This window comes from Pseudomonas sp. B3(2017), from assembly GCF_002113595.1.
GTDB lineage: Bacteria > Pseudomonadota > Gammaproteobacteria > Pseudomonadales > Pseudomonadaceae > Aquipseudomonas > Aquipseudomonas ekonensis.
On record NZ_NEIU01000006.1, the window covers coordinates 118288 to 144307 of the forward strand.

Genomic DNA, 26020 nt, shown 5'->3' on the forward strand with positions numbered 1-26020 from the left:
CAGTGGGATGTGTCAGTAGACGTCGCGGCGATAGCGGCCCTGTTCGATCAGGCGTTCGACTTCGGCGGCGCCGAGGATGTCGTTGAGCGCTTCGTCGACGCCCGAGGCCATGCCCTTGAGGCTGCCGCAGATGTAGATCACCGCGCCGTCCGCCAGCCATTTCTTCAGCTCGCCGGCCGATTCGCGCAGGCGATCCTGCACGTAAATCTTTTCGGCCTGATCCCGCGAGAAGGCCAGATCCAGCCGCGCCAGATCGCCGTTGACCAACCACTCCTCCAGCTCCGCGCGGCAGAGGAAATCGTGCGCGCGGTTACGCTCGCCGAACAGCAGCCACTGGCGTTGCTGGCCATCGGCGATCCTGGCCTTGAGCAGGCTGCGCAGCCCGGCCAGCCCGGTGCCGTTGCCCAGCAGAATCATCGGCACCGGCGCATTGGGCAGGTGGAAACCGCTGTTGCGCCGCACCCGCAGGCTGATGCTGCCGCCCACCGGGGCATGCTCGGTCAGCCAGCCGGAGCCGATGCCCAGGCTGCCGTCGCTGCGCAGTTCCTGGCGCACGATCAGCTCCAGCACGCCGTCGGCGGCGATCGAGGCGATCGAGTACTCGCGCATCGGCAGCGGCACCGTCGCATCGATCAGCGCCTGGGCGTGCAGGCCCACCAGGTGCGCCCGGTGTTCGGGCAACTGGCGGCTGGCCAGGGCCAGCTCCAGCGGTTCTTCGAGGCCGTTGACCTTGACGGTGCTTTCGCCGCGGATGCCGAGGCCGTCGAGGAAGTGCTCGATGGCCCACGGGCAGTTGCGCGGCAGCACTTCCACCAGGTCGCCGGCCAGCCAACTGCCGATGCCCGGTGCTGTCAGGCCCAGCAGGAAGACCGGGGCGCCGCTGCTGTCGGCGTTCATCAGCTCGCGGCGCGCCAGCGTCCAGTTCTCATAGTCCGGGGCCTGCCAGGTGTCGACCGGGGCCTGCCCGGTGATCAGGCCCAGTTGCGTCTGCCAGTGGCGCAGGGCGTAAGGGTCGCCGCCGTCGACTTCCACCGGGGCGAACAAGGTCTTGCCGCCGTGCTCGCCCAGCCAGCGGTGCAGGCGCCGGGCGAAGCCGCAGAAGTGTTCGTACTGGCGGTCGCCGAGGCCGAGCACGGCGTAGTTCAGGCGGTCGAGGGCGGGGGCGTTGCCCAGCACCTTGCGTTCGAAGCCCCGGGCGCTGTCCGGCGCCTGGCCGTCGCCGAAGGTGCTGACCACGAACAGGGCGTTGTCCGACTCGCGCAGGTCCTGTTCGCTGACGTGCGCCAGCGGCTGCACCTTCACCGGCAGCCCGGCGGCCTGCAACTGGCCGGCGGTCTGCCAGGCCAGCTGTTCGGCGAACCCGCTCTGGCTGGCGAAGCCGATCAGCCATGTCGGCGCGTCGCCGGTCGGTTGCCCGATGCCTTGGCGGGCGTCCCTGACCTGCTTTTTCTTGCGCCGGCGGTCCAGGTACAGCAGCCAGCCGGTGATGAAGAACAGCGGCATGAGCACGGCGGCGACGGTCACGATGATCCGCCCGGCGAGGCCGAAATAGCTGCCCACGTGCAGGGCGTAGATGCTGGTCAGCAGCTGTGCCTTGAAGCTCTTGTCCGCGTAGCGGTCGACCCGTTTGACGATGCCGGTGGCCGGGTCGAGGGTGATCTGGTTGAGGGCGCGCTCATGGGGTGAGCTCTCCAGCAGGTAGAACACGGTGGCCGGTTGACCGGCCACCGGCGGCATGCGGATGTTGTAGGCGGCCAGGCCGGGGCCGGCGGCGCTGTAGATGCTGCTCCACATCGCCGCGTAGTCGGCGGTCGGCGCCGGGCCTTCGGGGGCCGGGCCGCGGCCGCCGCGCACGCGCTCGTTCTGCGGGGCGTCCGACAGCAGGCGGGTCAGGCCTTTGTTGTACCACTCGTAGGACCAGGACAGCCCGGTCAGCGCCAGCAGCAGGTACACCAGCAGGCACCAGGTGCCGGCCACCGAGTGCAGGTCCCAGTTGAAGTTGCGGCCTTTCTTGTTCCAGTCCAGGGTCAGCCACACGCGCCAGCTGTTCCACTGGCGCGGCCAGCGCAGGTACAGGCCGGACAGGCAGAAGAACACCAGGATCAGGGTGCAGGCGCCGGTGATGTTGCGGCCGGTGTCGCCCATGGCCAGAAAGCGGTGCAGCTGCAGCATCAGGCCGAAGAAGTCCTGGCCGACGGCATCGCCCATGAACTCGGCGGTGTAGGGGTTGAAGTAGCGCATTTCGCCGCGGCGCTCGCCCTTGGGCGGGGTGAAGTACACGCGTGCGGCGGTGCCGCTGTCGGTCTCGACCCACAGCATCGAGACCTTCTTGCCCGACGCGCCCTCGATGCGTTCCACCAGCTCGGCGGGCGGAAGGACGCCGGCCACCTGTTTTTCCACCTGCAGCACCGAAGGGTTCAGCGCCCGCAGGATTTCGTCCTGAAAGGAATAGGCCGCACCGGTGATGCCCATCAGGGCCAGCACCAGGCCTGCGCTAATGCCAAAAAACCAGTGCACCTGGAACAGGGTCTTCTTCAACACGTCATTCGCCTTGTCCGTTCGAAAATGTCGTCACGGCGCGCATTATGCCGTGGGCTTCGAGAAGCGTTCTTTGATTACGCACAAATGCCCCGTTCAATCGAATGAACGGGGCATTTGCGTTTCCACGTCTTCCTTGTGGGAGCGAGCCTGCTCGCGAAAGCGGTGGGTCAGTCAGCATCGATGTCGCTGATCGATCGCCATCGCGAGCAGGCTCGCTCCTACAGGTCTTGCAGCCGTCAGAAGTGGAAGTTGGTGCTCAACAGTGCCGTACGGCCCGCCGCCTGGTTGGCGAAGTGGGTCGAGAAGGCCTTGTCGTAGTAGGTCTCGTTGGTCAGGTTCTGCACGTTCAGCTGCAGGTCGACGTTCTTGCTCAGCTTGTAGGCGGCCATCGCGTCGTAGCGCACGTAGGAATCGACCATGGTGGTGTTGGCCACGCTGCCGAACACGTCGTCCACATAGAACGCCCCGCCACCGACGGTCAGCTTCGGCGTGACCTGATAGGTGGTCCACAGGCTGGCGCTGTTCTTCGGCGTGTTGGGCAGTTCGTTGCCGTCGTTGGCCTTGCCCATCGGGCCGCCGTCGATCTGCTCGCTGTCCATGTAGGCGTAGCCGGCGAACACTTGCCACTTGTCGGTGATCTTGCCGCTGGCCGACAGTTCGATGCCCTGCACGCGGGTCTTGCCGGCGTTTTCGTACGAGGTGGTGTCGACCTGGACGCGGGCGTTCTCCTTCTCGGTGCGGAAGATGTCGGCGGTCAGCGACAGGCGATCGTTCAGCAGGTCCCACTTGGTGCCGATTTCGTAGTTCTTGGTGGTTTCCGGCTCCATGTCGCTCTTGAGCAGGTTGCCGTTGCGGTCCGGCGTGCCGGCCAGCGGGTTGCCTTCCATGCCTTCGCCCAGGGTGTTGCCCGGCGGCGTGGCGGAGGTGGCGTAGGACGCATAGATGCTGCCGTTCTCGGCCGGCTTGTAGACGACGCCGAACTGGCCGGTGACGAACTCGCTGGTGTCATCACCCTTGGAGGTGGTGCGGCCTGCGTTGTTGTAGGTCTTGTAGCCGGTCTCGAAGTGGTCGTAGCGCAGGCCCATGTTCACCAGCCACTGCTCGGTCAGCTCCAGGGTGTCGAACACGTACAGCGCGTAGGTGTCGGACTGGGTGTCGGTGCCGGCGTAGTTGCGCGAGATGGCGCCGTTCCACGGGTCGTTCGGGTTCGGGTTGGACAGCGAGGTGCAGTTGTAGCCGCTCGGTGCGCCGATCATCGCCGGGGTGCAGTTGGTGCTGGACGGCACGTTGGTGGTGCGCGGCGTGGTGTCGGTGTTGACGTTGTACGAGGACTTGCTGCTTTCCTCGCGGGTGTACTCGACGCCGGTGGAGAAGCTGTTCTTGAAGCCGCCCAGGTAGAACGTGCCGAACAGGTCGGTCTGGTTGGTGGTGGTCTCGGTGTTGCTCACGCGGGTGTTGGCGCGGCGCCAGACGCTGCCGTTGTTGACGTTGCCCTTGCTGTCGTCCGGCTGGGTCAGGATGTAGTCCTGCATGCTGGTGCCGTGGCGCAGGGTGTTCTTGATCGTCAGCGAGTCGTTCAGGTCATGCTCGATGGCGAAGGTCGCGGTGTCGGTGCGGCCCTTGCGGAAATCGCGGTCCAGACCGTAGAAGTTGCTGTGGTCGCCGCCGGCGTAGGGCTTGTCCGGATCGGACTTGGTGCGTGCGGCGGAACCGGCTTTCGGGATGGTGTACGGGATGCCCGAATCCGGGGTGTCGTTGCTCTCGAGGTGGTAGTAGTCGAGGTTGACGCGGGTGTCGGTGCCCAGGCCGAAGGCCAGGGACGGCGCAATGCCCCAACGGTCGTAGTCGACCTTGTCGCGGCCGGCGACGTTGCTTTCGTGGCTCATCAGGTTCAGGCGGCCGGCGGCGGTGTCGCTGAACTGGTAGTTGCCGTCCAGGGTGTAACGCTGGGTCTGGTCGGAGCCCCAGGTGAAGCCGCCGTCGAACGAGTTGCCCAGGTGCGCCTTCTTGCTCACCAGGTTGATGCTGCCGCCGGCGGCGCCGCGCCCGCCGATGGCCGAGTTCGGGCCCTTGCTGACTTCGATGTTTTCCACGGCGAAGATTTCGCGGCTCTGGGAGCCGGTGTCGCGCACGCCGTCCAGGTAGGTGTCGCCTTGGGCGTCGAAGCCGCGGATGAACGGACGGTCGCCCTGAGGGTTGCCGCCTTCACCGGCGCCGAAGGTGATGCCCGGCACGGTGCGCAGCGCGTCCTGCATGTTCAGGGCGCCGGTGTCCTTGAGGACTTGTTGCGGAATCACGGTCACCGAGCGCGGTGTGTCGACCAGCGGCGCGGTGTACTTGGGCGAGGAGGCTTTCTCGACCTGGTAGGAAGTCGAACTCTGGTTTTCGCCGGTGATGGACGTGGCGTCCAGGGCGATGGCATTGCCGGAAGGCTTGCTGTCGGTCTTTTCGGCGGCGAATGCCACGTGGCCTGCGGAGCTGGCGGTGATCGCCACGCCAATGGCAGAAGCGAGCAAACGTGGTGAGCTGACCGGCATTTGTACTTGTCGACGTGACATTGAAGATTCCCCTCCCCAAGGATTTGAGGTCGCGGAATATAGGGTAAACAAGTATTCGTATCAATTGCGAAACATTGCCATTCGCACTGAATTTACATTCTTTACAATTTAGCCTTACGGTTTTTGCCGGTTCATTCGTCACGCGGGTTTTACACAGCCAATAAGAATCAATACCATTGCCGCCTCTTTGCCATCAGGTGACATCGCCATGCTGCTGCACATCCCCGGACTGTTCGAAAAGGACGAAGTGCAGCGCATCCGCGAGGCGTTGGAGCAGGCCGACTGGGCCGACGGCAAGATCACCGCCGGCTACCAATCGGCCAAGGCCAAGCACAACCTGCAACTGCCCGAAGGCCATCCGCTGGCCAAGGAAATCGGCGCGGCCATGCTCGACCGGTTGTGGAAGAACCCGCTGTTCATGTCCGCCGCGCTGCCGCACAAGGTGTTCCCGCCGTTGCTCAACTGCTACACCGCCGGCGGCAGCTTCGGCTTCCACATCGACAATGCGGTGCGCCAGCCCAAGGGCAGCATCGAGCGGGTGCGCACGGACCTGTCGGCCACGCTGTTCTTCAGCGAGCCTGAGGACTACGACGGCGGCGAACTGGAGGTCCAGGACACCTACGGCACCCAGCGGGTCAAGCTGCCCGCCGGCGATATGGTGCTGTACCCCGGCACCAGCCTGCACAAGGTCAACGCCGTCACCCGCGGCGCGCGCTATGCGTCGTTCTTCTGGACGCAGAGCCTGGTGCGCGAGGACAGCCAGCGCGCCTTGCTGTTCGAGATGGACGGCGCGATCCGCCAGCTCACCCAGGACATGCCCGACCACCCTTCGCTGATCCGCCTCACCGGCACCTACCACAACCTGCTGCGCCGTTGGGTCGAGGTGTAAGTGACGGACTTCCGCTTGCGCCGCGAGGAAGCCCTCGACGGCGACCGGCTCAACGCCATGCTCGAAGAGAGCCCGGCCCGCGCCGCCCAGGCGATTCTGCTGGCGGCGGGCGAAGGCGTGCTGGAGGCGCAGGCATTGCTCGGGCAGATCCTGCTCGACGGCCACGGTATCGCCCAGGACCTGCCGCTGGCACTGCGTTGGTTCGGGATCGCGGCAGGGCAAGGCCATGCGATGGCGCGCAATATGGTCGGCCGTTGCCATGAGCACGGTTGGGGTTGCGCGGCGGACGCTGCGCTGGCTGCACGGCATTACCGGATCGCGGCGGACGCCGGACTGGACTGGGCGATGTACAACCTCGCCAATCTGCTCGCCACCGGACGCGGCATGGACGAGGACCAGGGGCAAGCGCTGGAACTGTATCGGTGCGCCGCTGAACGGGGGCATGCCAAATCCATGAACCTGTTGGGACGCTATCTGGAGCAAGGGCAGGCATGTGCGCAGGATGTGGCGGCGGCGCATGAGTGGTATCGCCGCTCGGCCGAGGCCGGGGATTTTCGTGGGCAGTTCAGTCATGCAGCAGTGCTGGCGGATCAGGGGCGAGTCGAGGAGGCACTGGTCTGGCTGGAAAAAGCGCGGGTCGGCGGCAATCTGAAATTTCTGCGGGTGGCGAGCGAAGCGCTGGCCGGGGCGAGTGATCCCCGGATTCAAGCCATCGCAGACACCTACCGGACGCGCCAAAACGAGCTGACTGCCTGACCCTGTGGGAGCGAGCCTGCTCGCGAAAACGGTGGGTCATTGCAGATGCTGGAGCCTGACACGACGCCATCGCGAGCTGGCTCGCGCCTACCGGAGAAGTGCCAAACAAAAAAGCCCATGACGTGTCATGGGCTTTCGCTTGGCGCTTGCAGCTTGATACGGACCGCTGCCTTTACACGTAGAACGACTTCAGCGGCGGGAAGCCGTTGAACTCCACCGCGCTGTAGCTGGTGGTGTACGCGCCGGTCGACAGCCAGTACAGGCGGTCGCCGATGGCCAGGTTCAGCGGCAGGCCGTACTTGTAGTTCTCGTACATGATGTCGGCGCTGTCGCAGGTGGGGCCGGCGATGACCACTTCTTCCATCTCGCCTTTCTTCTCGGTCCAGATCGGGAACTTGATGGCTTCGTCCATGGTTTCGATCAGGCCGGAGAACTTGCCCACGTCGGTGTACACCCAGCGCTCGACGGCGGTGCGCGACTTGCGCGCCACCAGCACCACTTCACTGACCAGGATGCCGGCGTTGGCGATCAGCGAGCGGCCCGGCTCCAGGATGATTTCCGGCAGGTCGTCGCCGAAGTCTTCCTTGAGGAAGCGGATGATTTCCTCGGCGTAGGTCTCCAGGCTGTTGGTGCGGGTGATGTAGTTGGCCGGGAAGCCGCCGCCCATGTTGATCAGCTTCAGGTGGATGCCGTCTTCTTCCTTCAGGCGTTCGAAGATCACCTTGACCTTGGCGATGGCGGCGTCCCACACGCTGATGTCGCGCTGCTGCGAGCCGACGTGGAACGAGATGCCGTAAGGCACCAGGCCCAGGTCGCGGGCGAGGATCAGCAGGTCCATGGCCATGTCGGTCTGGCAGCCGAACTTGCGCGACAGCGGCCAGTCGGCGGTGGTCGAGCCTTCGGTCAGGATGCGTACGTACACTTTGGCGCCCGGCGCGGCCTTGGCGATGTTGCGCAGGTCGGCTTCCGAGTCGGTGGCGAACAGACGCACGCCCTTCTCATAGAAGTAGCGGATGTCCTTGGACTTCTTGATGGTGTTGCCGTAGCTGATCTGGTCCGGGCGCACGCCGCGGCCCAGCACCTTGTCCAGCTCGTAGATGGAGGCGATGTCGAAGCTCGAACCCTTTTCCTTGAGCACGTCGATGATCTCGACGGCCGGGTTGGCCTTGACCGCGTAGTAGACCTTGGCGAATTCGAAACCGGCGCGCAGGTCATCGTAGGCCTGGGCGATCATCGCGGTGTCGATCACCACGAACGGGGTTTCCTGCTTGTCGGCGAACGCCTTCATCTTCTGAAAGGTTTCGCGCGCGAAATAGTCTTCGACCTGGATCGACATACCTGGGAGCTCCTATGGGCAAACTCGTGAAAACAATGGGTGCATTGAACGTCCTCCGTATCCCCACTTTGGTTCGCCTACTTCCCAAGGCATGTCGCCGAAAGCAAAAAGGCCATGGGAAATGCAGCTTTCTTTCCCTTGGCCTTGCTGTCTCGTCGTCAGTACTTGAGCCGGATGGATCGTTTCCAGCATGGACGTTCGGCGCGAACTTTAGGGCGTGGGGGGCCTGAGATCAACTAAAAATGTCGCGTTTTTGCACGCTTCTGACGTACGTCGTCCGCAGCACTCTTTGTAGCCGACCGAGATGACGGCCAGATGTTCCATGAAAATATCGAAGTGTTAAAAATACCTGCATGTTCGAAGCTTTTGCGCGCCAGATCGTCGATAAGTACGATGGCTGCAACTTCGGCGACGTTGGCCGCGAGAAGGTTTTCCGAAAGGGGATTTGGTCGGTTCGGGAGGGATTCTTGAGGGGGACTTCGAGGACGTGGTGTTGATATTTCTTTCCGGTCGCTGTGCTGGTCGAAAAATGTACAGGGCCTAGGGGCGACGGGGCTGATCCGGCCCTGCGGCGCCTTGACTCACCCCACCATCAGCACGCTGGTTCCCAAAGAGAACCAGGGTGAAGGGAGAATCTCTGGCCACCGAATAGCCTTGCGGGAGCGGGCTTGCCCGCGAAGGCGTCCTCACGGACACCTTCGCGGGCAGGTTTCCCGGTGATGGCCGGGTCAGGCGAGCGCTTCGGCCGGCGACACGATGTGGGTCTTCATCCCCCGCGAACGGCCCGAGCTCAGGTACGCCGCAATCGACTCCTGCGTCACCTCGCCGAGGAACACCCGCTCGGCGTCGAGCACCGGCAGCCATGCACGGTTGAACTCGTACATGCGCGACAGCAGGATCCGCAGGTGCTCGTCGTAGGCCGCCGTGGCGTTGAACTCGCGCAGGAACTGCCCGCAGGCGCCGGCCTGGCGGTGCAGGTCGCGGCGGCGCACATAGCCCAGCGCCTTGTTCTGGGCGCAGGTGACCACGACGTAGCGGCGGTCGAGTTCGTCCATCAGTTCCAGCGCCTCGGCCACCGGGGTCTCGGGGCTCACCGACGGCGCGTTGTCCGCGGCGTCTTCGGCCTTCACCAGCAGCAGGCGCTTGAGGGTGCTGTCCTGGCCGACGAAGTGGCTGACGAAGTCGTCCGCCGGGTGCGCGAGCAACGTGTCGGGATGGTCGATCTGCAACAGCTTGCCGGCACGGAAGATGGCGATCTTGTCGCCCAGCTTGATCGCTTCGTCGATGTCGTGGCTGACCATGATCACGGTCTTGTTCAGCGCCCGCTGCATCTCGAAGAACTCGTTCTGGATCATCTCCCGGTTGATCGGGTCGACCGCGCCGAACGGCTCGTCCATCAGCAGCACCGGCGCATCCGCCGCCAGCGCGCGGATCACGCCGATCCGCTGCTGCTGCCCGCCGGACAGCTCGCGGGGGTAGCGGTGCAGGTACTGCTTGGGTTCCAGCTTGATCATGTTCATCAGTTCGCGGGCGCGGTCGTGGCATTTCTGTTTGTCCCAGCCGAGCAGCTTCGGTACCACCACGATGTTTTCCTCGATGGTCATGTTCGGGAACAGGCCGATCTGCTGGATCACGTAGCCGATGTTGCGGCGCAGGGTCACTTCATCGAGGGCGGTGGTGTCCTCGCCATTGATCAGGATCTTGCCCGAGGTCGGTTTGATCAGGCGGTTGATCATTTTCAGAGTGGTGCTTTTGCCGCAACCCGATGGACCGAGGAACACGCAGATTTCACCTTCATTGACGGTCAGGCTTACCGAGTCCACGGCTTTCACATCTTTGCCGTTGCTTTGGAAGGTCTTGCTGAGGTTTTGAAGTTCGATCATTTGAGGAGTCCTTTTGGAGTCAGCGAACGTTGCAGCCACTGCAGAATGAGGTCGGCGAAAATCGCCAGCAGGCTGACCAGCAGCGCGCCGACGATCAGCATCGGCATGTCGCTGCGGCTGATGGAGGCGAGGATCAGCACGCCGAGGCCGCCGGCGCCGATGGTGGCGGCGATGGTCATCACGCCGATGTTCATCACCACGGCGGTGCGTACGCCGGCGAGGATCACCGGCACCGCGATCGGCAGTTCGACCATGCGCAGGCGCTGGCCGAAGGTCATGCCGATGCCCCGTGCGGCTTCGCGGATGCCGGGCTCCACGCCGGTCAGGGCCAGGTAGGTGTTGCGCATGATCGGCAGCAGTGAATAAAGGAACACGGCGGTGATGGCGGGCAGCGGCCCGAGGCCCTGGCCGAACTTCGAATAGAACGGCAGCAGCAGGCCGAACAGCGCAATCGACGGCACGGTCAGCAGCACCGTGGCGCTGGCCTGCAGGGGGCCGGCGAGGCTCGGAAAGCGCGTCATCAGGATGCCCAGCGGCACGCCGAACAGAATCGCCAGGCTGACGGCGACCCCGACCAGGGTGATGTGTTGCCAGGTCAGGTGCAGCACCTGCTGCCAGTCGAGATGGGAAAAGGCGTTGAAGAATTCCATGGCTTTTCCTCCTTCAGTTCAGTGGGTGCCGGCGCAGGAAATCGGCGGCCACTTTCGATGGGCTCTCGTGATCGACATCGACCCGCGCGTTGAGCTGGCGCATGGTTTCGTCGTCGAACAGTTCGGCCAGCGGCTTGAGTTGTTCCGCCAGTTGCGGATGGGCGTCGAGGTAGGCCTGACGCACCACGGGGGCGGCGGTGTAGTCCGGGAAGTAATGCTTGTCGTCTTCGAGCAGCTTCAGGCCGAACGCGTTGAGGCGCCCGTCGGTGGTGTAGACCAGTCCGGCGAACACCTGGCCGTTGCGCAACGCCGTGTAGACGAGGCCGGCATCCATCTGCCGGATGTTTTGGCGGGTCAGGTTCATGCCGTAGCGTTTGACCATGCCCGCCAGGCCGTCGGAGCGGTTGGCGAACTCGGTGTCCAACGCCACCAGATGATGGGTCTTGGCCTCGCCGCGCAGCACCTCGTTCAACTGACTGATGTTGCTGATCTGCGGATATTCCTCGGCCACTTTTTTCGGCAGGGCGAGGGCGTAGGTGTTGCTGAATTTCGACGGCGCGAGCCAGACCAGTCCTTTTTTCGCGTCGAGTTCTTTCACCCGTGCGTAGGACTGTTCGCTGTCGAGTGTTTCGGTGACATGGTTGTAGGCCACCAGCGACACACCGGTGTACTCCCAGAGCAGGTCCAGTTGCCCGCTTTCGTGGGCGCTGCGGGCCAGGTTGCTGCCCAGGCCGCCGGTGATCTGCGCGTCGTAGCCTTTGCTGCGCAGGTATTGCGAAGTGATTTCCGCCAGCAGGGTCTGTTCGGTGAACACCCGGGCGCCGATGCGGATCGCCGGTTTGTCGGCGGCTTGGGCAAATCCTGCGAACAGCAGGGCACAGCCTAGGAAAAAGCTAAGTCGTTTCATGGGTTTTCCTTCCGGGAGCCTTAGGACGGGCGCAGACCGCGTTCCAGCCAGAGGCGGCTGGCGAGGGTGACCGCGCCGTCGAGCAGCAGGGCCAGCAGCGCGGTGCACGCGGCGCCGAGCAGCAGTTGCGGCTGATTGTTCAGGGCGATGCCGGGGAAGATCAGGCTGCCGAGGCTGTTGGCGCCGATCAGGAACGCCAGCGGCGCGGTGCCGACGTTGATCGCCAGCGCCACCCGTACGCCGCCGACGATGATCGGCACGGCGTTGGGCAGCTCGACCTGCCACAGCACCTGGCGCGGAGTCATGCCGATGCCGACCGCTGCTTCCTTCAATGAGCCCTGGACGTTTTTCAGGCCTTCGTAGGTGTTGCGCACGATGGGCAGCAGGGAGGCCAGGAACAGGGCGAAGATCGCTGGGCCGCTGCCGATGCCGAGAATCCCCAGGGCGATGGCGAGCACCGCCAGCGGCGGCACGGTGTTGCCGATGTTGAAGCCTTGCATGAAGCGTTCGGCGCGGCCGAGCATGGCCGGGCGGCTGAGGAGGATGCCGGAGGGGATGCCCACGGCCAGGGCGGCCAGCATGGACGCGAGGACAAGCACCAGGTGGGCTTGCAGGTAGAACAGCAGATCGTCGCGGTAGCGTTGGATCGTGTCGGTGCCGATCCAGTGGATCAGCAGGGCCAGGAGGGCGATCACCACCGCACCTCCCGTCAGCCCTTTGCCATAGCGGATAGCCACAGGCGGACTCCTTTTCCAGTCGGCGACCGCTGTCCCGTGCGGCAATGCCATACCTGGCTGCCGGAGCGGCGGTCGCGAGAAGCGGCTGTTTTCCGGTACGCCTAGACGTACCGCAAGCGAGCCATGAGCGAGGCCCCGCAGGGCCGACTTGCCGGATTCTCAGGCCCTCGCGAGAGGGCGTGACAGGGGAGTGGACGTGCGCGCGCTTTGAAAGGTTCCCCGGCGAGACAGCATTTGGCCATTTCGGATGCGCTCAACGGTTCGGATATTGAAGCGAGTTGGGCTATAATCGCCGCCCTTTTTGAATCACCGCCAGGCGATTTCCCATGACCAGACAGGCCGCCGAAGTCGCGAAACGCCGCACTTTCGCCATTATTTCCCACCCCGATGCCGGTAAAACCACCATCACCGAAAAGCTCTTGCTGATGGGCAAGGCGATTGCGGTGGCCGGTACGGTGAAGTCCCGCAAATCCGATCGCCATGCGACATCCGACTGGATGGAGATGGAGAAGCAGCGGGGCATTTCCATCACCACGTCGGTCATGCAGTTCCCGTACCGCGAACACATGATCAACCTGCTCGACACCCCGGGCCACGAAGACTTCTCCGAAGACACCTACCGCACCCTGACCGCGGTGGACTCGGCGCTGATGGTGCTCGACGGCGGTAAGGGCGTGGAGCCGCGCACCATCGCCCTGATGGACGTCTGCCGTCTGCGCGACACGCCGATCGTCAGCTTCATCAACAAACTCGACCGTGACATCCGCGACCCGATCGAACTGCTCGACGAGATCGAAGCCGTCCTCAAGATCAAGGCCGCGCCGATCACCTGGCCGATCGGCTGCTACCGCGACTTCAAGGGCGTGTACCACCTGGCCGGCGACTACATCATCGTCTACACCCCGGGCCACGGCCACGAGCGCACCGAAACCAAGATCATCGAGAAGCTCGACTCGCCGGAAGCCCGCGCGCACCTGGGCGACGAGTACGACCGCTTCCTGGAGCAGCTCGAACTGGTGCAGGGCGCCTGCCACGAGTTCGACCAGCAGGAATTCCTCGACGGCCAGCTGACCCCGGTGTTCTTCGGTACGGCCCTGGGCAACTTCGGCGTCGACCACGTCCTCGACGCCGTGGTCGACTGGGCGCCGCGCCCGCTGGCCCGGGTCGCCAACGAGCGCACCGTGGAGCCGGTCGAAGAGAAGTTCTCGGGCTTCATCTTCAAGATCCAGGCGAACATGGATCCCAAGCACCGCGACCGCATCGCCTTCATGCGCATCTGCTCCGGCAAGTACGAGAAGGGCATGAAGATGCGCCACGTGCGCACCGGCAAGGACGTGCGCATCGGCGACGCCCTGACGTTCTTCTCCTCCGAGCGCGAGCAACTGGAAGAGGCCTACGCCGGCGACATCATCGGCCTGCACAACCACGGCACCATCCAGATCGGCGACACCTTCAGCGAAGGTGAAGCGCTGGGCTTCACCGGCATTCCGCACTTCGCCCCGGAACTGTTCCGCCGCGTGCGCCTGCGCGATCCGCTGAAATCCAAGCAGCTGCGCCAAGGTCTGCAGCAACTGGCCGAAGAAGGCGCGACCCAGGTGTTCTTCCCGGAGCGCACCAACGACATCATCCTCGGCGCCGTCGGTGTGCTGCAGTTCGATGTGGTCGCCAGCCGCCTGAAAGAGGAATACAAGGTCGAGTGCTCCTACGAGCCGATCACCGTGTACTCCGCGCGCTGGATCGATTGCAGCGACAAGAAGAAGCTGGAGGAATTCTCCAACAAGGCGGTGGAAAACCTGGCCATAGACGGCGGCGGTCACCTGACCTACCTCGCCCCGACCCGGGTCAACCTGGCGCTGATGGAAGAGCGCTGGCCAGACGTGAAATTCCGCGCTACCCGTGAGCACCACTAAGCGCTGAGCGATGCACCCGAAACCCCGTTGCGAAAGCAGCGGGGTTTTTTGTTGCCTGCCGGTTCCCTGTGGTAGCGAGCCTGCTCGCGATAACGGTATGTCAGGCGCCCCTTGAGCGACGGGATGACCGCCATCGCGAGCAGGCTCGCTCCCACATGCGCGGGGATAAGAGCCATTTGGCATAACGCTTATTTCAAAGCGGTCTTCGGCATCAGGGCAATTTAGCCGGGCCGTCAGCGTCCCATATGGAGAACCCGGCTGACCGGAACTAGATTTCACAGAGCGCCAGTCCGGCACTGTTGTTTCACCTGAAAAGGGATGGAATCGGCTATGAAGAGCAGGTTGCTACGCGTATTGCTGCTGTTGAAAGTGATGGTGATGCTGTCCCTCGGCACGGCGACGGCCTGGGCCGAATGCGAGGATCACGATACCCAGGCGTTCAGCGGGCAGGTGGGGCACAGCGGCCTGATGCTCGCCAAGTCCGAATCCGAACCGGGCGACCAGGGCCAGGGCGGCAGCGCCGACGATGACGATTCGACCACCGACGAGCCGGACAGCGACGATCCGGATGACGGTGACAGCCAGACGTAGGTCGCCGGCAAAAGAAAACCCCTTCTCCCCCGACTGATGCGCAATCGGGGGAAGAGGGGGTTGTTGAACGCTTGATCCCCTGAGGGAGCGGGCCGGCCCGTTCCCTCAGTTCGTTTGGCTCAGGCCGCGCCGTCGAGGAACTGCTCGGCGTAGTGGCAGGCCACCTGCCGTGTGTCGAGCTGGCGCAGTTCCGGCACTTCGCTGCTGCAGCGCTCGGTGGCGTACGGGCAACGCTTGTGGAACGCGCAGCCGGGCGGCGGGTTCAGCGGGTTGGGCAGTTCGCCGGCGATCTTGATCTTCGGCTTGTCCGGATCCGGATGGATGGCCGGGGTTGCCGACAGCAGCGCCTGGGTGTACGGGTGCAGGGGACGGGTGTAGATGTCCTCTTTCGGGCCCATCTCCACCGGACGGCCGAGGTACATCACCAGCACCTGGTCGGCGACGTGGCGCACCACCGCCAGGTTGTGGGAGATGAACACGTAGGCGGTGTTGAACTCCTGCTGCAGGTCCATGAACAGGTTCAGCACCTGGGCCTGGATCGACACGTCCAGCGCCGACGTCGGTTCGTCCGCCACCAGCACCTTCGGTTGCAGCATCATCGCCCGGGCGAGGGCGATCCGCTGGCGCTGGCCGCCGGAGAACATGTGCGGATAGCGCTGGTAGTGCTCGGGGCGCAGGCCGACCTGCTTCATCATCGCCTGGACTTTCTCGCGACGCTCGGTGGCCGACAGGTTGGTGTTGATCAGCAGCGGCTCGGCCAGTTGGTCGCCGATCTTCTGGCGCGGGTTCAGCGACGCGTAAGGGCTCTGGAACACCATCTGCACGTCTTTGCGCAGTTGCTTGCGCTGGGCCTTGTCGGCGCCGGCGACTTCTTGTCCGGCGATCTTCAGGGAACCGGACGACGGCTCCTCGATCAGGGTCAGGGCCCGGGCCAGGGTGGATTTGCCGCAGCCCGACTCGCCCACCACGGCGAGGGTCTTGCCGGCCTCCAGCTCGAACGACACGCCGTTGAGGGCGCGCACGGTCGCATGGCCCTTGAACAGGCCGCGGGAGACCTCGTAGTGACGGGTCAGGTCACGGGCGGTAAGTACGACGGCCATTACGCCACCTCCTGGTTCAGCGGGTAGAAGCAGCGGGCGAGGCTGTGGGTTTTCGGGTCAAGGGCAGGGCGCTGCGCGCGGCAGCTCTCTTGCACGTAAGGGCAGCGCGGCGACAGCAGGCAGCCCTGCGGACGGTCGTAGCGGCCCGGCACGATGCCCGGCAGGGTCGCCAGGCGCTCGGCGCCCAGGCTGTGCTCCGGGATCGCCTTGAGCAGCGCTTCGCTGTACGGGTGCGCCGGGATGTCGAACAGCTGCGGCACCTGGCCGACCTCCACCGCTTGCCCGGCGTACATCACGCACACGCGCTGGGCGGTTTCGGCCACGACGGCGAGGTCGTGGGTGATCAGCACCAGGCCCATGTTCTGCTCTTTCTGCAAGGCCAGCAGCAGGTCCATGATCTGCGCCTGGATCGTCACGTCCAGCGCGGTGGTCGGTTCGTCGGCGATCAGCAGCTTGGGTTCGCCGGCGATCGCCATGGCGATGGCCACCCGCTGGCTCATGCCGCCGGACAGCTGGTGCGGGTAGGCGTCCATGCGGCTGGCGGCGGCCGGGATCTCGACCTTTTCCAGCAGTTCGATGGCGCGCTTGCGGGCGGCCTTGCCGGACATCTTCAGGTGCAGGCGCAGCACCTCCTCGATCTGGAAGCCGACGGTGTAGCTCGGGTTGAGCGCGGTCATCGGATCCTGGAAGACCATCGACAGGTCCTTGCCGACGATCTGCCGGCGCTGGCGGTTGCTCAGCTTGAGCATGTCCTTGCCGTCGAAGCTCAGGGCGTCGGCGGTGACGATCCCCGGGTGCTCGATCAGGCCCATCAGCGCCATCATGGTCACGGACTTGCCGGAACCGGACTCGCCGACGATGGCCAGCACTTCGCCCTTGTCCACTTTCAGGTCCAGGCCGTCGACCACCGGGGTGGCGTTCTTGTCGCCGAAACGGACGTTGAGATTCTTGATTTCTAACAGTGACATGGGAATCTCCTCAGGCGGCGTTCTTGAGTTTCGGGTCCAGCGCGTCGCGCAGGCCGTCGCCCATCAAGTTGATTGCCAGCACGCTGAGCAAAATGGTCAAGCCAGGCAGACTCACTACCCACCAGGCGCGTTCGATGTAGTCGCGGGCCGAAGCCAGCATGGTGCCCCACTCAGGGGTCGGCGGCTGCACGCCCAGGCCCAGGAAGCCCAGGGCGGCGGCGTCGAGGATCGCCGAGGAGAAGCTCAGGGTCGCCTGGACGATCAGCGGCGCCATGCAGTTGGGCAGCACGGTGATGAACATCAGGCGCGGCAGGCCGGCGCCGGCCAGGCGCGCGGCGGTCACGTAGTCGCGGTTCAGCTCGCCCATCACGGCGGCACGGGTCAGGCGCACGTAGGACGGCAGGGACACCACGGCGATGGCGATCACGGTGTTGATCAGGCCTGGGCCGAGGATGGCGACGATGGCCACGGCCAGCAGCAGCGACGGCAGGGCCAGCATGATGTCCATCAGGCGCATGATGGTCGGGCCGAGGATCTTGGGGAAGAAACCGGCCAGCAGCCCCATGAGGATGCCCGGGATCAGCGACATCACCACCGAGGACAGGCCGATCAGCAGCGACAGGCGCGAGCCCTGGATCAGGCGCGAGAGCAGGTCGCGGCCCAGCTCGTCGGTGCCGAGCAGGAATTGCCATTGCCCGCCTTCGAGCCAGACCGGCGGGGTCAGCAGGAAGTCGCGGTACTGCTCGCTCGGGTTGTGCGGCGCCACCCACGGGGCAAAGATCGCGCAGAACACGATCAGGGCGAAGAACATCAGGCCGGCGACCGCGCCCTTGTTCTTGGCGAACGCTTGCCAGAATTCCTTGTAGGGCGACGGGTACAGCAGGCTTTGGTCCACGGCGGAAGCGGCGGTGGCGACTGAGGAAGTTTGAGTGCTCATGGGTATTGACCTCAGCGCTGGTGACGAATGCGTGGGTTGGCGAAGCCGTAGAGGATGTCCACCACGAAGTTGACCAGAATCACAATGCAGGCAATCAGCAGGATGCCGTTCTGCACGACCGGGTAGTCCCGGGCGCCGATGGCTTCGATCAGCCATTTGCCGATGCCGGGCCAGGAGAAGATCGTCTCGGTCAGCACGGCGCCGGCCAGCAGGGTGCCGACTTGCAGGCCGACCACGGTCAGCACCGGGATCAGCGCGTTGCGAAGGCCGTGGACGAACACCACGCGCGCCGGCGACAGGCCCTTGGCCTTGGCGGTGCGGATGTAGTCTTCGCGCAGCACTTCGAGCATCGACGAACGGGTCATCCGGGCGATCACCGCCAGCGGAATGGTGCCCAGCACGATGGCGGGCAGGATCAGGTGATGCAGGTAGTCGAGCAGGGCGCCCGGTTCATCGCTGAGCCAGGTGTCGATCAGCATGAAGTGGGTCTTGCGCTCCACGTCGATCAGCAGGTCGTTCTGGCCGGAGACCGGTGTCCAGCCCAGGCTGACCGAGAAGAACATGATGAGGATCAGGCCCCACCAGAAGATGGGCATCGAGTAGCCCGTCAGGGAGATGCCCATCACGCCGTGGTCGAACAGGGAGCCTCGCTTGAGCGCGGCGATCACGCCGGCCAGCAGGCCGAAGACGCCGGCGAAGAGCAGGGCCGCCATCGACAGTTCGAAGGTGGCCGGAAACAGCTGCGTGAACTCGGTCCAGACGCTTTCCCGGGTGCGCAGGGATTCACCGAGGTCGCCGTGGGCGAGCTTGCCGACGTAGTCCAGGTACTGGACGTACAGCGGCTTGTTCAGACCGAGGCGTTCCATTGCCTGAGCGTGCATTTCGGGGTCGACCCGACGTTCGCCCATCATCACTTCCACGGGGTCGCCGGGAATCATGCGGATCAACGCGAACGTCAGTAAGGTGATGCCGAAAAACGTGGGGATCAGCAATCCCAGTCGGCGGGCAATAAAACTAAACATCTTGTGTGGTACCTCATCAGCCGGTTAGGCGTGCCCGGCGACCCTGGGTTCAGGGAGGCCGGGAGTCTCTTATCTACTTCACCTGGGTGGTGGCGAAGTTATTGGTGGTCAGAGGGCTGATGTAGTAGCCCTCTACGTTGTTGCGCATCGCCGTGAACATCCGGGTGTGGGCCATGCTGATCCAGGGTTGGTCCTGGTTGAACAGCACCTGGGCCTGTTCGTACAGCTTGGCCCGTTCGGCCGGATCTACTTTAGCCCGTGCTTCGTCCAACAGCGCCTGGAATTTTTCGTTGCACCAGCGCGAGTAGTTTTCGCCGTTCTTGGCGGCCTCGCAACTGAGCATAGGCGTCAGGAAGTTGTCCGGGTCGCCGTTGTCGCCCGCCCATCCGGCTGAGACCATGTCGTGCTCGCCGCTTTTGGCGCGTTTGAGCATTTCGCCCCATTCCATCACGCGGATGTCGATCTTGAGGCCGATCTTGGCAAGGTCGGCCTGCATCATCTGCGCGCCGAGCATCGGGTTCGGGTTGGTCGGGCCGCCGCCGTTGCGGGTGAACAGGGTGAACACGGTGCCTTCCGGCACGCCGGCTTCCTTGAGCAGGGCGCGGGCCTTGTCGAGGTCGCGGGGCGGGTTCTTCAGTTCATGGTTGTAGCCCAGCAGGGTCGACGGGTAAGGGTTGACCGCCACGGTCGCGTTGCCCTTGCCGAACAGCGCATCGACATAGGCTTCCTTGTCGAAGGCGATGTCGATCGCTTTGCGCACCCGCACGTCGCTCATGTATTTGTGCTGGGTGTTCAAGGCGATGTACGACACGGTCATCGCATCCAGTTCGGAGACTTTCAGCTTGTCGTCCTTCTTGATGCTCGGAATGTCATCGGGCTTGGGATACAGCGCGACCTGGCATTCGTTGGCCTTGAGCTTCTGCAGGCGCACGTTGTTGTCGGTGGTGACGGCCAGGATCAGGGCATCGGCCGGCGGCTTGCCGCGGAAGTAGTCCGGGTTGGCCTTGAACCGCACCTGCGCGTCCTTGTTGTAGCGCTGGAAGACGAACGGGCCGGTGCCGATCGGTTTGCTGTTCAGGTCGCCGGTCTTGCCGGACTTGAGCAGTTGGTCGGCGTATTCGGCCGGATAGATCGAGGCGAACGCCATGGCCAGGTCGGCCAGGAACGGCGCTTCGCGGCGGGTCAGGGTGAACTTGACCGTGTTGTCGTCGACTTTCTCGACGTTCTTGAGCAGTTCTTTGAAGCCCATGCTTTCAAAGTACGGGAAGCCCACGCTCGACAGTTTGTGCCACGGGTGGTTCGGGTCCAGCTGACGCTGGAAGCTCCAGAGCACGTCGTCGGCGTTCATGTCGCGGGTCGGCTTGAAGTATTCGGTGGTGTGGAACTTGACGCCTTTGCGCAGGTGGAACGTGTAGGTCAGGCCGTCCTCGCTGATGTCCCAGGATTCGGCCAGGGCAGGCACCACCTCGGTGGTGCCCGGCTTGAAGTCCGCCAGCCGGTTGAAGACGGTCTCGGCCCCCGCATCCGCGGTGACTGCAGTCGTGTACTGAACCACATCGAAGCCTTCCGGACTGGCTTCGGTGCAGACCACCAAGGGTTTGGCCGACACGCCGACAGCGACGCTCAGCAACGCGGCCGCGACGGCCGCACGTAGGGGAAGCATTTTCATCAAGAACCCTCTGCAATCGGTTGAAGACAAAAAGCCGGACGGCCGACCCTTCATGAGTCAGCCGTCGGCGTGCGGTTTTACAGGATGTTGAACGGAACGGTGGTCACCAGGCGGAACTCGTTGATGCTGCCGTCCAGTTGGTTGTCGCTGGCGCGGTGGGCGGTGTAGGTCGCGCGGACGGTGGTCGCCTTCAGCGGGCCGCTCTGCACGGCGTAGGTACCGCCGATGCCGTATTCGTAGTGGGTCTCGCCGTTCATGGCCAGAACGCTGTCGTAGGCGCCGCCCTTGTAGTGGGTGCCGTCGATGCCCCAGCCGCGGGCGCTGTAGATGTTGAACTTCAGGCCCGGTACGCCGTACTCCGCCATGTTCAGGCCGTAGGCGACCTGGAACGATTTTTCGTTCGGACCGTTGAAGTCCGAGAGCAGGGAGTTGGCCAGGTAGATGCCGTTGGTTTCGTGCAGGTAGTCGAAGTACTCGTTGCCGTTCACTTGCTGGTAGGAGAACGTCAGGCTGTGGGCCTGGTGAGTCAGCCCCAGGGACAGGGAGTAGGTGTCGTTGTCGATCTCGCCCAGCTTGGCTTTGCCTTCGTCCACGGTCTTGTAGTAGTTCAGGCCGGTGGTCAGGGCCAGGAGGGAGCTGTCGCCCAGCTCGTGGGTGGCGCCGAAGTAGTACTGCTTCCAGATGTCTTCAGCCTGGGTCGCCCAGAGGCTGGTCTTCAGGCTGGCGAATGGCTGGTAGGACACGCCCAGGGTGTTGACGTGATCGATCTCGACCAGGGTATCGGCGTATTCGGTGCGGAACTTGCTCAGGCTCTGTTCGCTACGCGGCGATACGCGGTCGAAGGTCGCGGCGTCGAACGTCAGGTTGTTCAGTTCTTCGCTGTGGATCGACACGCCCTGGAAGCTGGAAGGCAGCGGACGGTTGCCGATGACATCGACCTGCGGGCTGCTGAAGTTCTGGCGACCGGCGGTCAGGGTCGTGTTGGAGATGCGTGCCTTGACGTTGGCCAGGCCCAGCTTGCTCCACTGGCCTTCGGCGTCGCCGCCGTTCTTGGTCAGGGTACGGTTGTTGCCGCGGCCGCCGACGCCCGGGATCGGAGCGCCGCCGTTGGCGGAGGCGAGATCCTTGCGGTCACGTTCCAGGGCAATGGCGTTGTAGGCGGCGAGTTCGGTGCTGAAGCCCACGGTGCCTTCGGTGAAGCCGGAGTTGTACTTGACGATGGTGCCTTGGACCCAGTTGATGCGGCGGTCGGTCTCTTGCAGCGCGCCGTCCTTGTTGTAGCGGAATTTCGCCCCGCGCTTGAGTTGCTCGTTGGCGTACCAGTTGCGGGTCGTGCCGCTGATCGACTGGCCTTCGAGGAAGCCGGTGGCTTCGGCCTGGGCGCTCTTCTCGTTGACGGTCACCGGGGTGAACGCCTGGCTCTGGGTTTCCGCATAAGCCGTGGCGGTGATGCTGCTGATGGCCAAGGCCAGTATCGCGGTGCTGCTCAGTTTCATGGGTGAAGCTCCTTTACTTTCTTTTTATGCCGGCCTTTTTGGTTTGGCCGGTTATTGGTTTAGAACTCATTCACACATCGCAAACGTTTGCAGAAGGCCTGAACGGCGAATTTCGGCAAAACGCTTGCGTGAGGGGGTAGACGGCCCCCCCAGCGTTGCGGCTATTCGGTTTTGTGTTTAATCGATGCTGACACCCGAGAACACGTTGCGGCCGAAGGGGCTGACCTTGAATCCTTCGACTTTGGCGCTCAACGGCTGGTTGACCGTCGAGTGGGCGACAGGTGTGATCGGCACTTGCTGCTTGAGCAACTGCTGGGCCTGTTTGTAGAGCACGGTGCGCTGGTCGCGGTCGGTGACGACCTTGGCTTCCTTGATCAGCTTGTCGTAGGCCGGATCGCACCACATGGAGTAGTTGTTGCCGCCGATGGCGTCGCAGCTGTACAGCGTGCCGAGCCAGTTGTCGGGGTCGCCGTTGTCGCCGGTCCAGCCGATCAGGCTGATGTCGTGCTCGCCGTTCTTGGTGCGCTTGATGTACTCGCCCCATTCGTAGCTGACGATCTTCACCTTCAGGCCGATCTTCGCCCAGTCGGCCTGGAGCATCTCGGCCATCAGCTTGGCGTTGGGGTTGTAGGGGCGCTGCACGGGCATCGCCCACAGGGTGATCTCGGTGCCTTCCTTGACGCCGGCGGCCTTGAGCAGTGCCTTGGCCTTTTCCGGGTCGTAGGCGGCGTCCTTGATCGAATCGTCGTAGGACCACTGGGTCGGCGGCATGGCGTTGACCGCCAGTTGGCCGGCGCCCTGGTACACGGCGTTGAGGATCGCCGGCTTGTTCACCGCCATGTCCAGCGCCTGGCGCACTTCGAGCTGGTCGAACGGCTTGTGGCGGGTGTTGTAGGCGATGTAGCCGAGGTTGAAGCCCGGCTTGGTGATCAGTTGCAGCTTGGGATCGTTCTTCAGCGCTTCGACGTCGGCCGGGCGCGGATGCAGGGTGACCTGGCACTCGTTGGCCTTGAGCTTCTGCACCCGCACCGAGGCATCGGTGTTGATCGCGAAGATCAGGTTGTCGAGCTTGACCCGGCTCGGATCCCAGTAGTGCTTGTTGCCGGTGTAGCGGATGTTCGAGTCTTTCTGGTAGCTCTTGAACACGTACGGCCCGGTGCCGACCGGCTTCTGGTTGATGTCGCTCGGCTTGCCTTCGGCCAGCAGCTTGTCGGCGTACTCGGCGGACAGGATGGCGGCGAAGCTCATGGCGATGTTCTGGATGAACGCGGCGTCGACGGTGTTGAGTGTCATGACCACGGTCAGCGGCCCGGTCTTCTCGACCTTGGCGATGTTCTTGTTCAGGCTCATCCCGTTGAAGTACGGGAATTCTGTCGGATAAGCCTTACGGAAAGGCTGCTGCGGATCGAGCATGCGGTTGAAGGTGAACAGCACGTCGTCGGCGTTGAAATTGCGGGTGGGCTTGAAGTACGGCGTTGTATGAAATTTCACGCCTTCACGCAGGTGGAAGGTGTATTTCAGGCCATCTTCGGAGATTTCCCAACGGGTCGCCAGGCCAGGTACGACGTTGGTCGCGCCTTTCTCGAATTCGGCGAGGCGGTTGTACAGCGGCTCGGCGGCGTCGTTGTCGGTGGCCGTCGTGTACTGCGCGGTGTCGAAGCCGGCCGGGCTGCCTTCGGAGCAGAACACCAGGCTGTTGCCGGCGGCGAGGCTGGCGGATGAGGCGGCCAACAGGCCGGCGCCCAGCAATGCGGAAAAAACCAAGGAATGGCGCATGACGCTCCCTCTTATTGTCGTGTGTTCCGATGCGCGCGATCCCGTCCGGGGATCTGGCGGCCGCATCGGGCTCAAACCAGTACGGGCAACAAACCGATGGCCCGCGCGATCACTGGTCAGCACCCGACGGTAGGGGCCGTGGGGCTGGCAGTAAATGCGCTGAGTCCTAAAGACTCGTAGGAAAAGGCAACGCGTCCTAAACCACTATGGTCAGACCCAGTGGAAACGGATGTAGGCAAATTCCTGGCTTCTCGGCAGAAAAAAGCAGCGGCGACGCTGAATACGTCGCCGCTGCCGTTTCTTACTTGCTGACGCTGACGCCGTAGAAGGAGTTCAAGCCGAATGGGCTGATCTTGAAGTCCTGCACGTTGGCGCGCATGGGTTGATACACCGTCGAGTGAGCGATAGGTGTCATTGGCACAGCATCTTTGAGGACGTGTTGCGCCTGTTTGTACAGTTCGGTGCGCTTGGCCTGGTCGGTGGTGCGCTTGGCTTCCTTCACGAGGCCGTCAAACTTCTTGTCGCACCATTTGGAGAAGTTGTTGCCGCTGAGCGAGTCGCAGCCGAACAGCACGTTCAGCCAGTTGTCGGGGTCACCGTTGTCGCCGCTCCAGCCGATGATCATCGCCTGGTTCTCGCCGCCCTTGGAGCGCTTGATGTACTCGCCCCACTCGTAGCTGACGATCTTCACGTTCAGGCCGATCTTCTTCCAGTCGGACTGGAGCATTTCGGCCATCAGCTTGGCGTTCGGGTTGTACGGACGCTGTACCGGCATCGCCCACAGGACGATCTCGGTGCCTTCCTTGACGCCGGCTTCCTTGAGCAGCTCCTTGGCTTTCTCTGGATCGTACTTGGCGTCCTTGATGGTGGTGTCGTAGGACCACTGGGTCGGCGGCATGGCGTTGACGGCCAGTTGACCGGCGCCCTGGTAAACGGAGTCGATGATCTGCGGCTTGTTGACCGCCATGTCCAGCGCCTGACGGACCTTGAGGTTGGCCAGCGGGTTCGCGTCGTTGCTGCCCTTGACCTTGTCCATCACGTTGTAGGCGATGTAGCCCAGGTTGAAGCCGGCCTGGTCAGGCATCTTCAGCGCCGGATCGGCCTTCAGCGCGGCCAGGTCGGCCGGACGTGGGAAGAGGGTGATCTGGCACTCGTTCTTCTTCAGCTTCTGGATGCGCACCGACGGGTCGGTGGTGATGGCGAAGATCAGGTTGTCGATCTTCACGTCATCCGGTTTCCAGTAGTCCTTGTTGCCGGTGTAGCGGATGTTCGAGTCTTTCTGGTAGCTCTTGAACACGAACGGGCCGGTGCCGACCGGTTTCTGGTTGATGTCGGCGGCCTTGCCTTCCTTGAGCAGCTGGGCGGCGTATTCGCCGGACTGGATCGAGGCGAAGCTCATCGCCAGGTTCTGGATGAACGCGGCGTCCACTTCCTTGAGGGTGAACTTGACGGTGTGGTCGTCGACTTTCTCGACCTTGGTGATGTTGGTGTCCATCCCCATGTCGGTGAAGTACGGGAATTCGGTCGGATACGCCTTACGGAAAGGGTCGTCCTTGTTGATCATGCGGTTGAAGGTGAACAGCACGTCGTCCGCGTTGAACTCACGAGTCGGCTTGAAATACGGGGTGGTGTGGAACTTGACGCCTTCACGCAGGTGGAAGGTGTAGGTCAGGCCGTCGTCGGAAATGTCCCATTTGGTCGCAAGGCCAGGAATCACGGCGGTGCCGCCGCGCTCGAACTGGGTCAGGCGGTTGAACATGGTCTCGGCCGAGGCGTCGAAGTCGGTTCCGGTGGTGTATTGGCCTGGGTCGAAACCGGCCGGGCTGCCTTCGGAGCAGAACACCAGGTTAGTCGCAGCGGAAGCGAAAGGTGCGGAGGCAAGCATGCCTGCGCCGACTAAAAACGGAATGACCGCGTGTTTAAGCATGTTGGCCTCATGATTTGTTGTCATTTTTTGATATTGAGGTACGACCTCGTGAGTCGTGCCTGCGGATACTTATGCAGGCCCCATACCCAATGCAAGATGCAGAGCGACGGCAGGCGTCAAACGGTGGCACGAACGTACCTTAATGTCGCATTGGTGTAAGTTTTGACGCATTTGACCGTTTGCGGGTGGTTTTTACGGTGCACGGAGCGCTCTAAAACGGTGCATTGGCGGGTGCAGCCGCTCCGCAATGGGGCCGGGTGTTACCTATTTATACCGGCGGTTTGCGGGACGCTTCGGGGCAGGCCGGCGCGTATCGGACGCAAGGCGTCTGGATCGCAGGGAAGGGCGGAGTTTCACCAGGTGCAAC

19 protein-coding genes are annotated in these 26020 nt (G+C 63.5%); 4 read left to right on the forward strand and 15 right to left on the reverse strand.

Features of this window, described 5'->3' with window-relative positions:
* Window positions 1-12: 12 nt before the first annotated feature.
* Entirely contained in the window at window positions 13-2541 is a 2529-nt protein-coding gene (locus tag CAG33_RS11000) for a sulfite reductase flavoprotein subunit alpha (RefSeq protein ID WP_085638392.1), read from the reverse strand.
* Window positions 2542-2777: 236 nt separating this feature from the next.
* Window positions 2778-5099 (reverse strand): TonB-dependent siderophore receptor, encoded by a 2322-nt coding sequence (locus CAG33_RS11005; protein WP_085578494.1) that lies wholly within the window; start codon window positions 5097-5099, stop codon window positions 2778-2780.
* A 208-nt stretch (window positions 5100-5307) separates the two neighbouring features.
* Between CAG33_RS11005 and CAG33_RS11010 the strand changes: the two genes are divergently transcribed.
* Together CAG33_RS11010 and CAG33_RS11015 are read left to right on the forward strand one after the other, a co-directional pair.
* Complete coding sequence (locus CAG33_RS11010; protein WP_085578496.1) at window positions 5308-5988, forward strand: Fe2+-dependent dioxygenase; 681 nt, start codon at window positions 5308-5310, stop codon at window positions 5986-5988.
* A 57-nt stretch (window positions 5989-6045) separates the two neighbouring features.
* A complete protein-coding gene (locus tag CAG33_RS11015; protein WP_085578888.1) occupies window positions 6046-6744 on the forward strand; it encodes a tetratricopeptide repeat protein in 699 nt (232 codons plus the stop codon).
* A 172-nt stretch (window positions 6745-6916) separates the two neighbouring features.
* Here the strand turns inward: CAG33_RS11015 and CAG33_RS11020 are convergent, their stop codons facing one another.
* The 5 genes from CAG33_RS11020 to CAG33_RS11040 all read right to left on the reverse strand — a co-directional run bounded on the left by CAG33_RS11020 (window position 6917) and on the right by CAG33_RS11040 (window position 12257).
* Window positions 6917-8080, reverse strand: coding sequence for a type III PLP-dependent enzyme (locus CAG33_RS11020; RefSeq protein ID WP_085578498.1), 1164 nt, complete (start codon window positions 8078-8080; stop codon window positions 6917-6919).
* Window positions 8081-8808: 728 nt separating this feature from the next.
* Entirely contained in the window at window positions 8809-9963 is a 1155-nt protein-coding gene (locus CAG33_RS11025; protein WP_085578500.1) for a betaine/proline/choline family ABC transporter ATP-binding protein, read from the reverse strand.
* Window positions 9960-10613 (reverse strand): ABC transporter permease, encoded by a 654-nt coding sequence (locus CAG33_RS11030; protein WP_085578502.1) that lies wholly within the window; start codon window positions 10611-10613, stop codon window positions 9960-9962. The genes CAG33_RS11025 and CAG33_RS11030 overlap by 4 nt, the downstream gene beginning before the upstream one ends.
* Window positions 10614-10626: 13 nt before the next feature.
* The gene (locus CAG33_RS11035; RefSeq protein ID WP_085631732.1) at window positions 10627-11520 is read right to left on the reverse strand and encodes a glycine betaine ABC transporter substrate-binding protein; all 894 of its coding nucleotides are present in this window, start codon (window positions 11518-11520) and stop codon (window positions 10627-10629) included.
* A 20-nt stretch (window positions 11521-11540) separates the two neighbouring features.
* On the reverse strand, window positions 11541-12257 hold the full coding sequence (locus CAG33_RS11040; RefSeq protein WP_085578507.1) for an ABC transporter permease: 717 nt from the start codon (window positions 12255-12257) through the stop codon (window positions 11541-11543).
* A gap of 326 nt (window positions 12258-12583) precedes the next feature.
* Here CAG33_RS11040 and CAG33_RS11045 point away from each other — a divergent pair, with 326 nt between their 5' ends.
* Together CAG33_RS11045 and CAG33_RS11050 are read left to right on the forward strand one after the other, a co-directional pair.
* Complete coding sequence (locus CAG33_RS11045) at window positions 12584-14167, forward strand: peptide chain release factor 3 (protein WP_085578509.1); 1584 nt, start codon at window positions 12584-12586, stop codon at window positions 14165-14167.
* A gap of 330 nt (window positions 14168-14497) precedes the next feature.
* Complete coding sequence (locus tag CAG33_RS11050) at window positions 14498-14758, forward strand: hypothetical protein (protein ID WP_085631730.1); 261 nt, start codon at window positions 14498-14500, stop codon at window positions 14756-14758.
* Between the two features lie 119 nt (window positions 14759-14877).
* Here the strand turns inward: CAG33_RS11050 and CAG33_RS11055 are convergent, their stop codons facing one another.
* The 8 genes from CAG33_RS11055 to CAG33_RS11090 all read right to left on the reverse strand — a co-directional run bounded on the left by CAG33_RS11055 (window position 14878) and on the right by CAG33_RS11090 (window position 25653).
* Window positions 14878-15858 (reverse strand): peptide ABC transporter ATP-binding protein, encoded by a 981-nt coding sequence (locus CAG33_RS11055; RefSeq protein ID WP_085578514.1) that lies wholly within the window; start codon window positions 15856-15858, stop codon window positions 14878-14880.
* The gene (locus tag CAG33_RS11060; RefSeq protein ID WP_085578516.1) at window positions 15858-16826 is read right to left on the reverse strand and encodes an ABC transporter ATP-binding protein; all 969 of its coding nucleotides are present in this window, start codon (window positions 16824-16826) and stop codon (window positions 15858-15860) included. Before CAG33_RS11060 ends, CAG33_RS11055 begins: the two co-directional genes overlap by 1 nt.
* Window positions 16827-16836: 10 nt before the next feature.
* Window positions 16837-17763, reverse strand: coding sequence for an ABC transporter permease subunit (locus CAG33_RS11065; protein ID WP_085578518.1), 927 nt, complete (start codon window positions 17761-17763; stop codon window positions 16837-16839).
* Between the two features lie 11 nt (window positions 17764-17774).
* Window positions 17775-18785, reverse strand: coding sequence for an ABC transporter permease subunit (locus CAG33_RS11070; RefSeq protein ID WP_085578520.1), 1011 nt, complete (start codon window positions 18783-18785; stop codon window positions 17775-17777).
* Between the two features lie 73 nt (window positions 18786-18858).
* Entirely contained in the window at window positions 18859-20454 is a 1596-nt protein-coding gene (locus tag CAG33_RS11075) for an ABC transporter substrate-binding protein (protein WP_085578522.1), read from the reverse strand.
* A 77-nt stretch (window positions 20455-20531) separates the two neighbouring features.
* On the reverse strand, window positions 20532-21950 hold the full coding sequence (locus CAG33_RS11080) for an OprD family porin (protein WP_085578524.1): 1419 nt from the start codon (window positions 21948-21950) through the stop codon (window positions 20532-20534).
* 177 nt (window positions 21951-22127) lie between these two features.
* Window positions 22128-23726, reverse strand: a complete 1599-nt coding sequence (locus CAG33_RS11085) for an ABC transporter substrate-binding protein (protein WP_085578526.1) — start codon at window positions 23724-23726, stop codon at window positions 22128-22130.
* A gap of 301 nt (window positions 23727-24027) precedes the next feature.
* Window positions 24028-25653: an ABC transporter substrate-binding protein gene (locus tag CAG33_RS11090; RefSeq protein WP_085578528.1), complete on the reverse strand. Its 1626-nt coding sequence runs from the start codon at window positions 25651-25653 to the stop codon at window positions 24028-24030.
* Window positions 25654-26020: the final 367 nt, after the last annotated feature.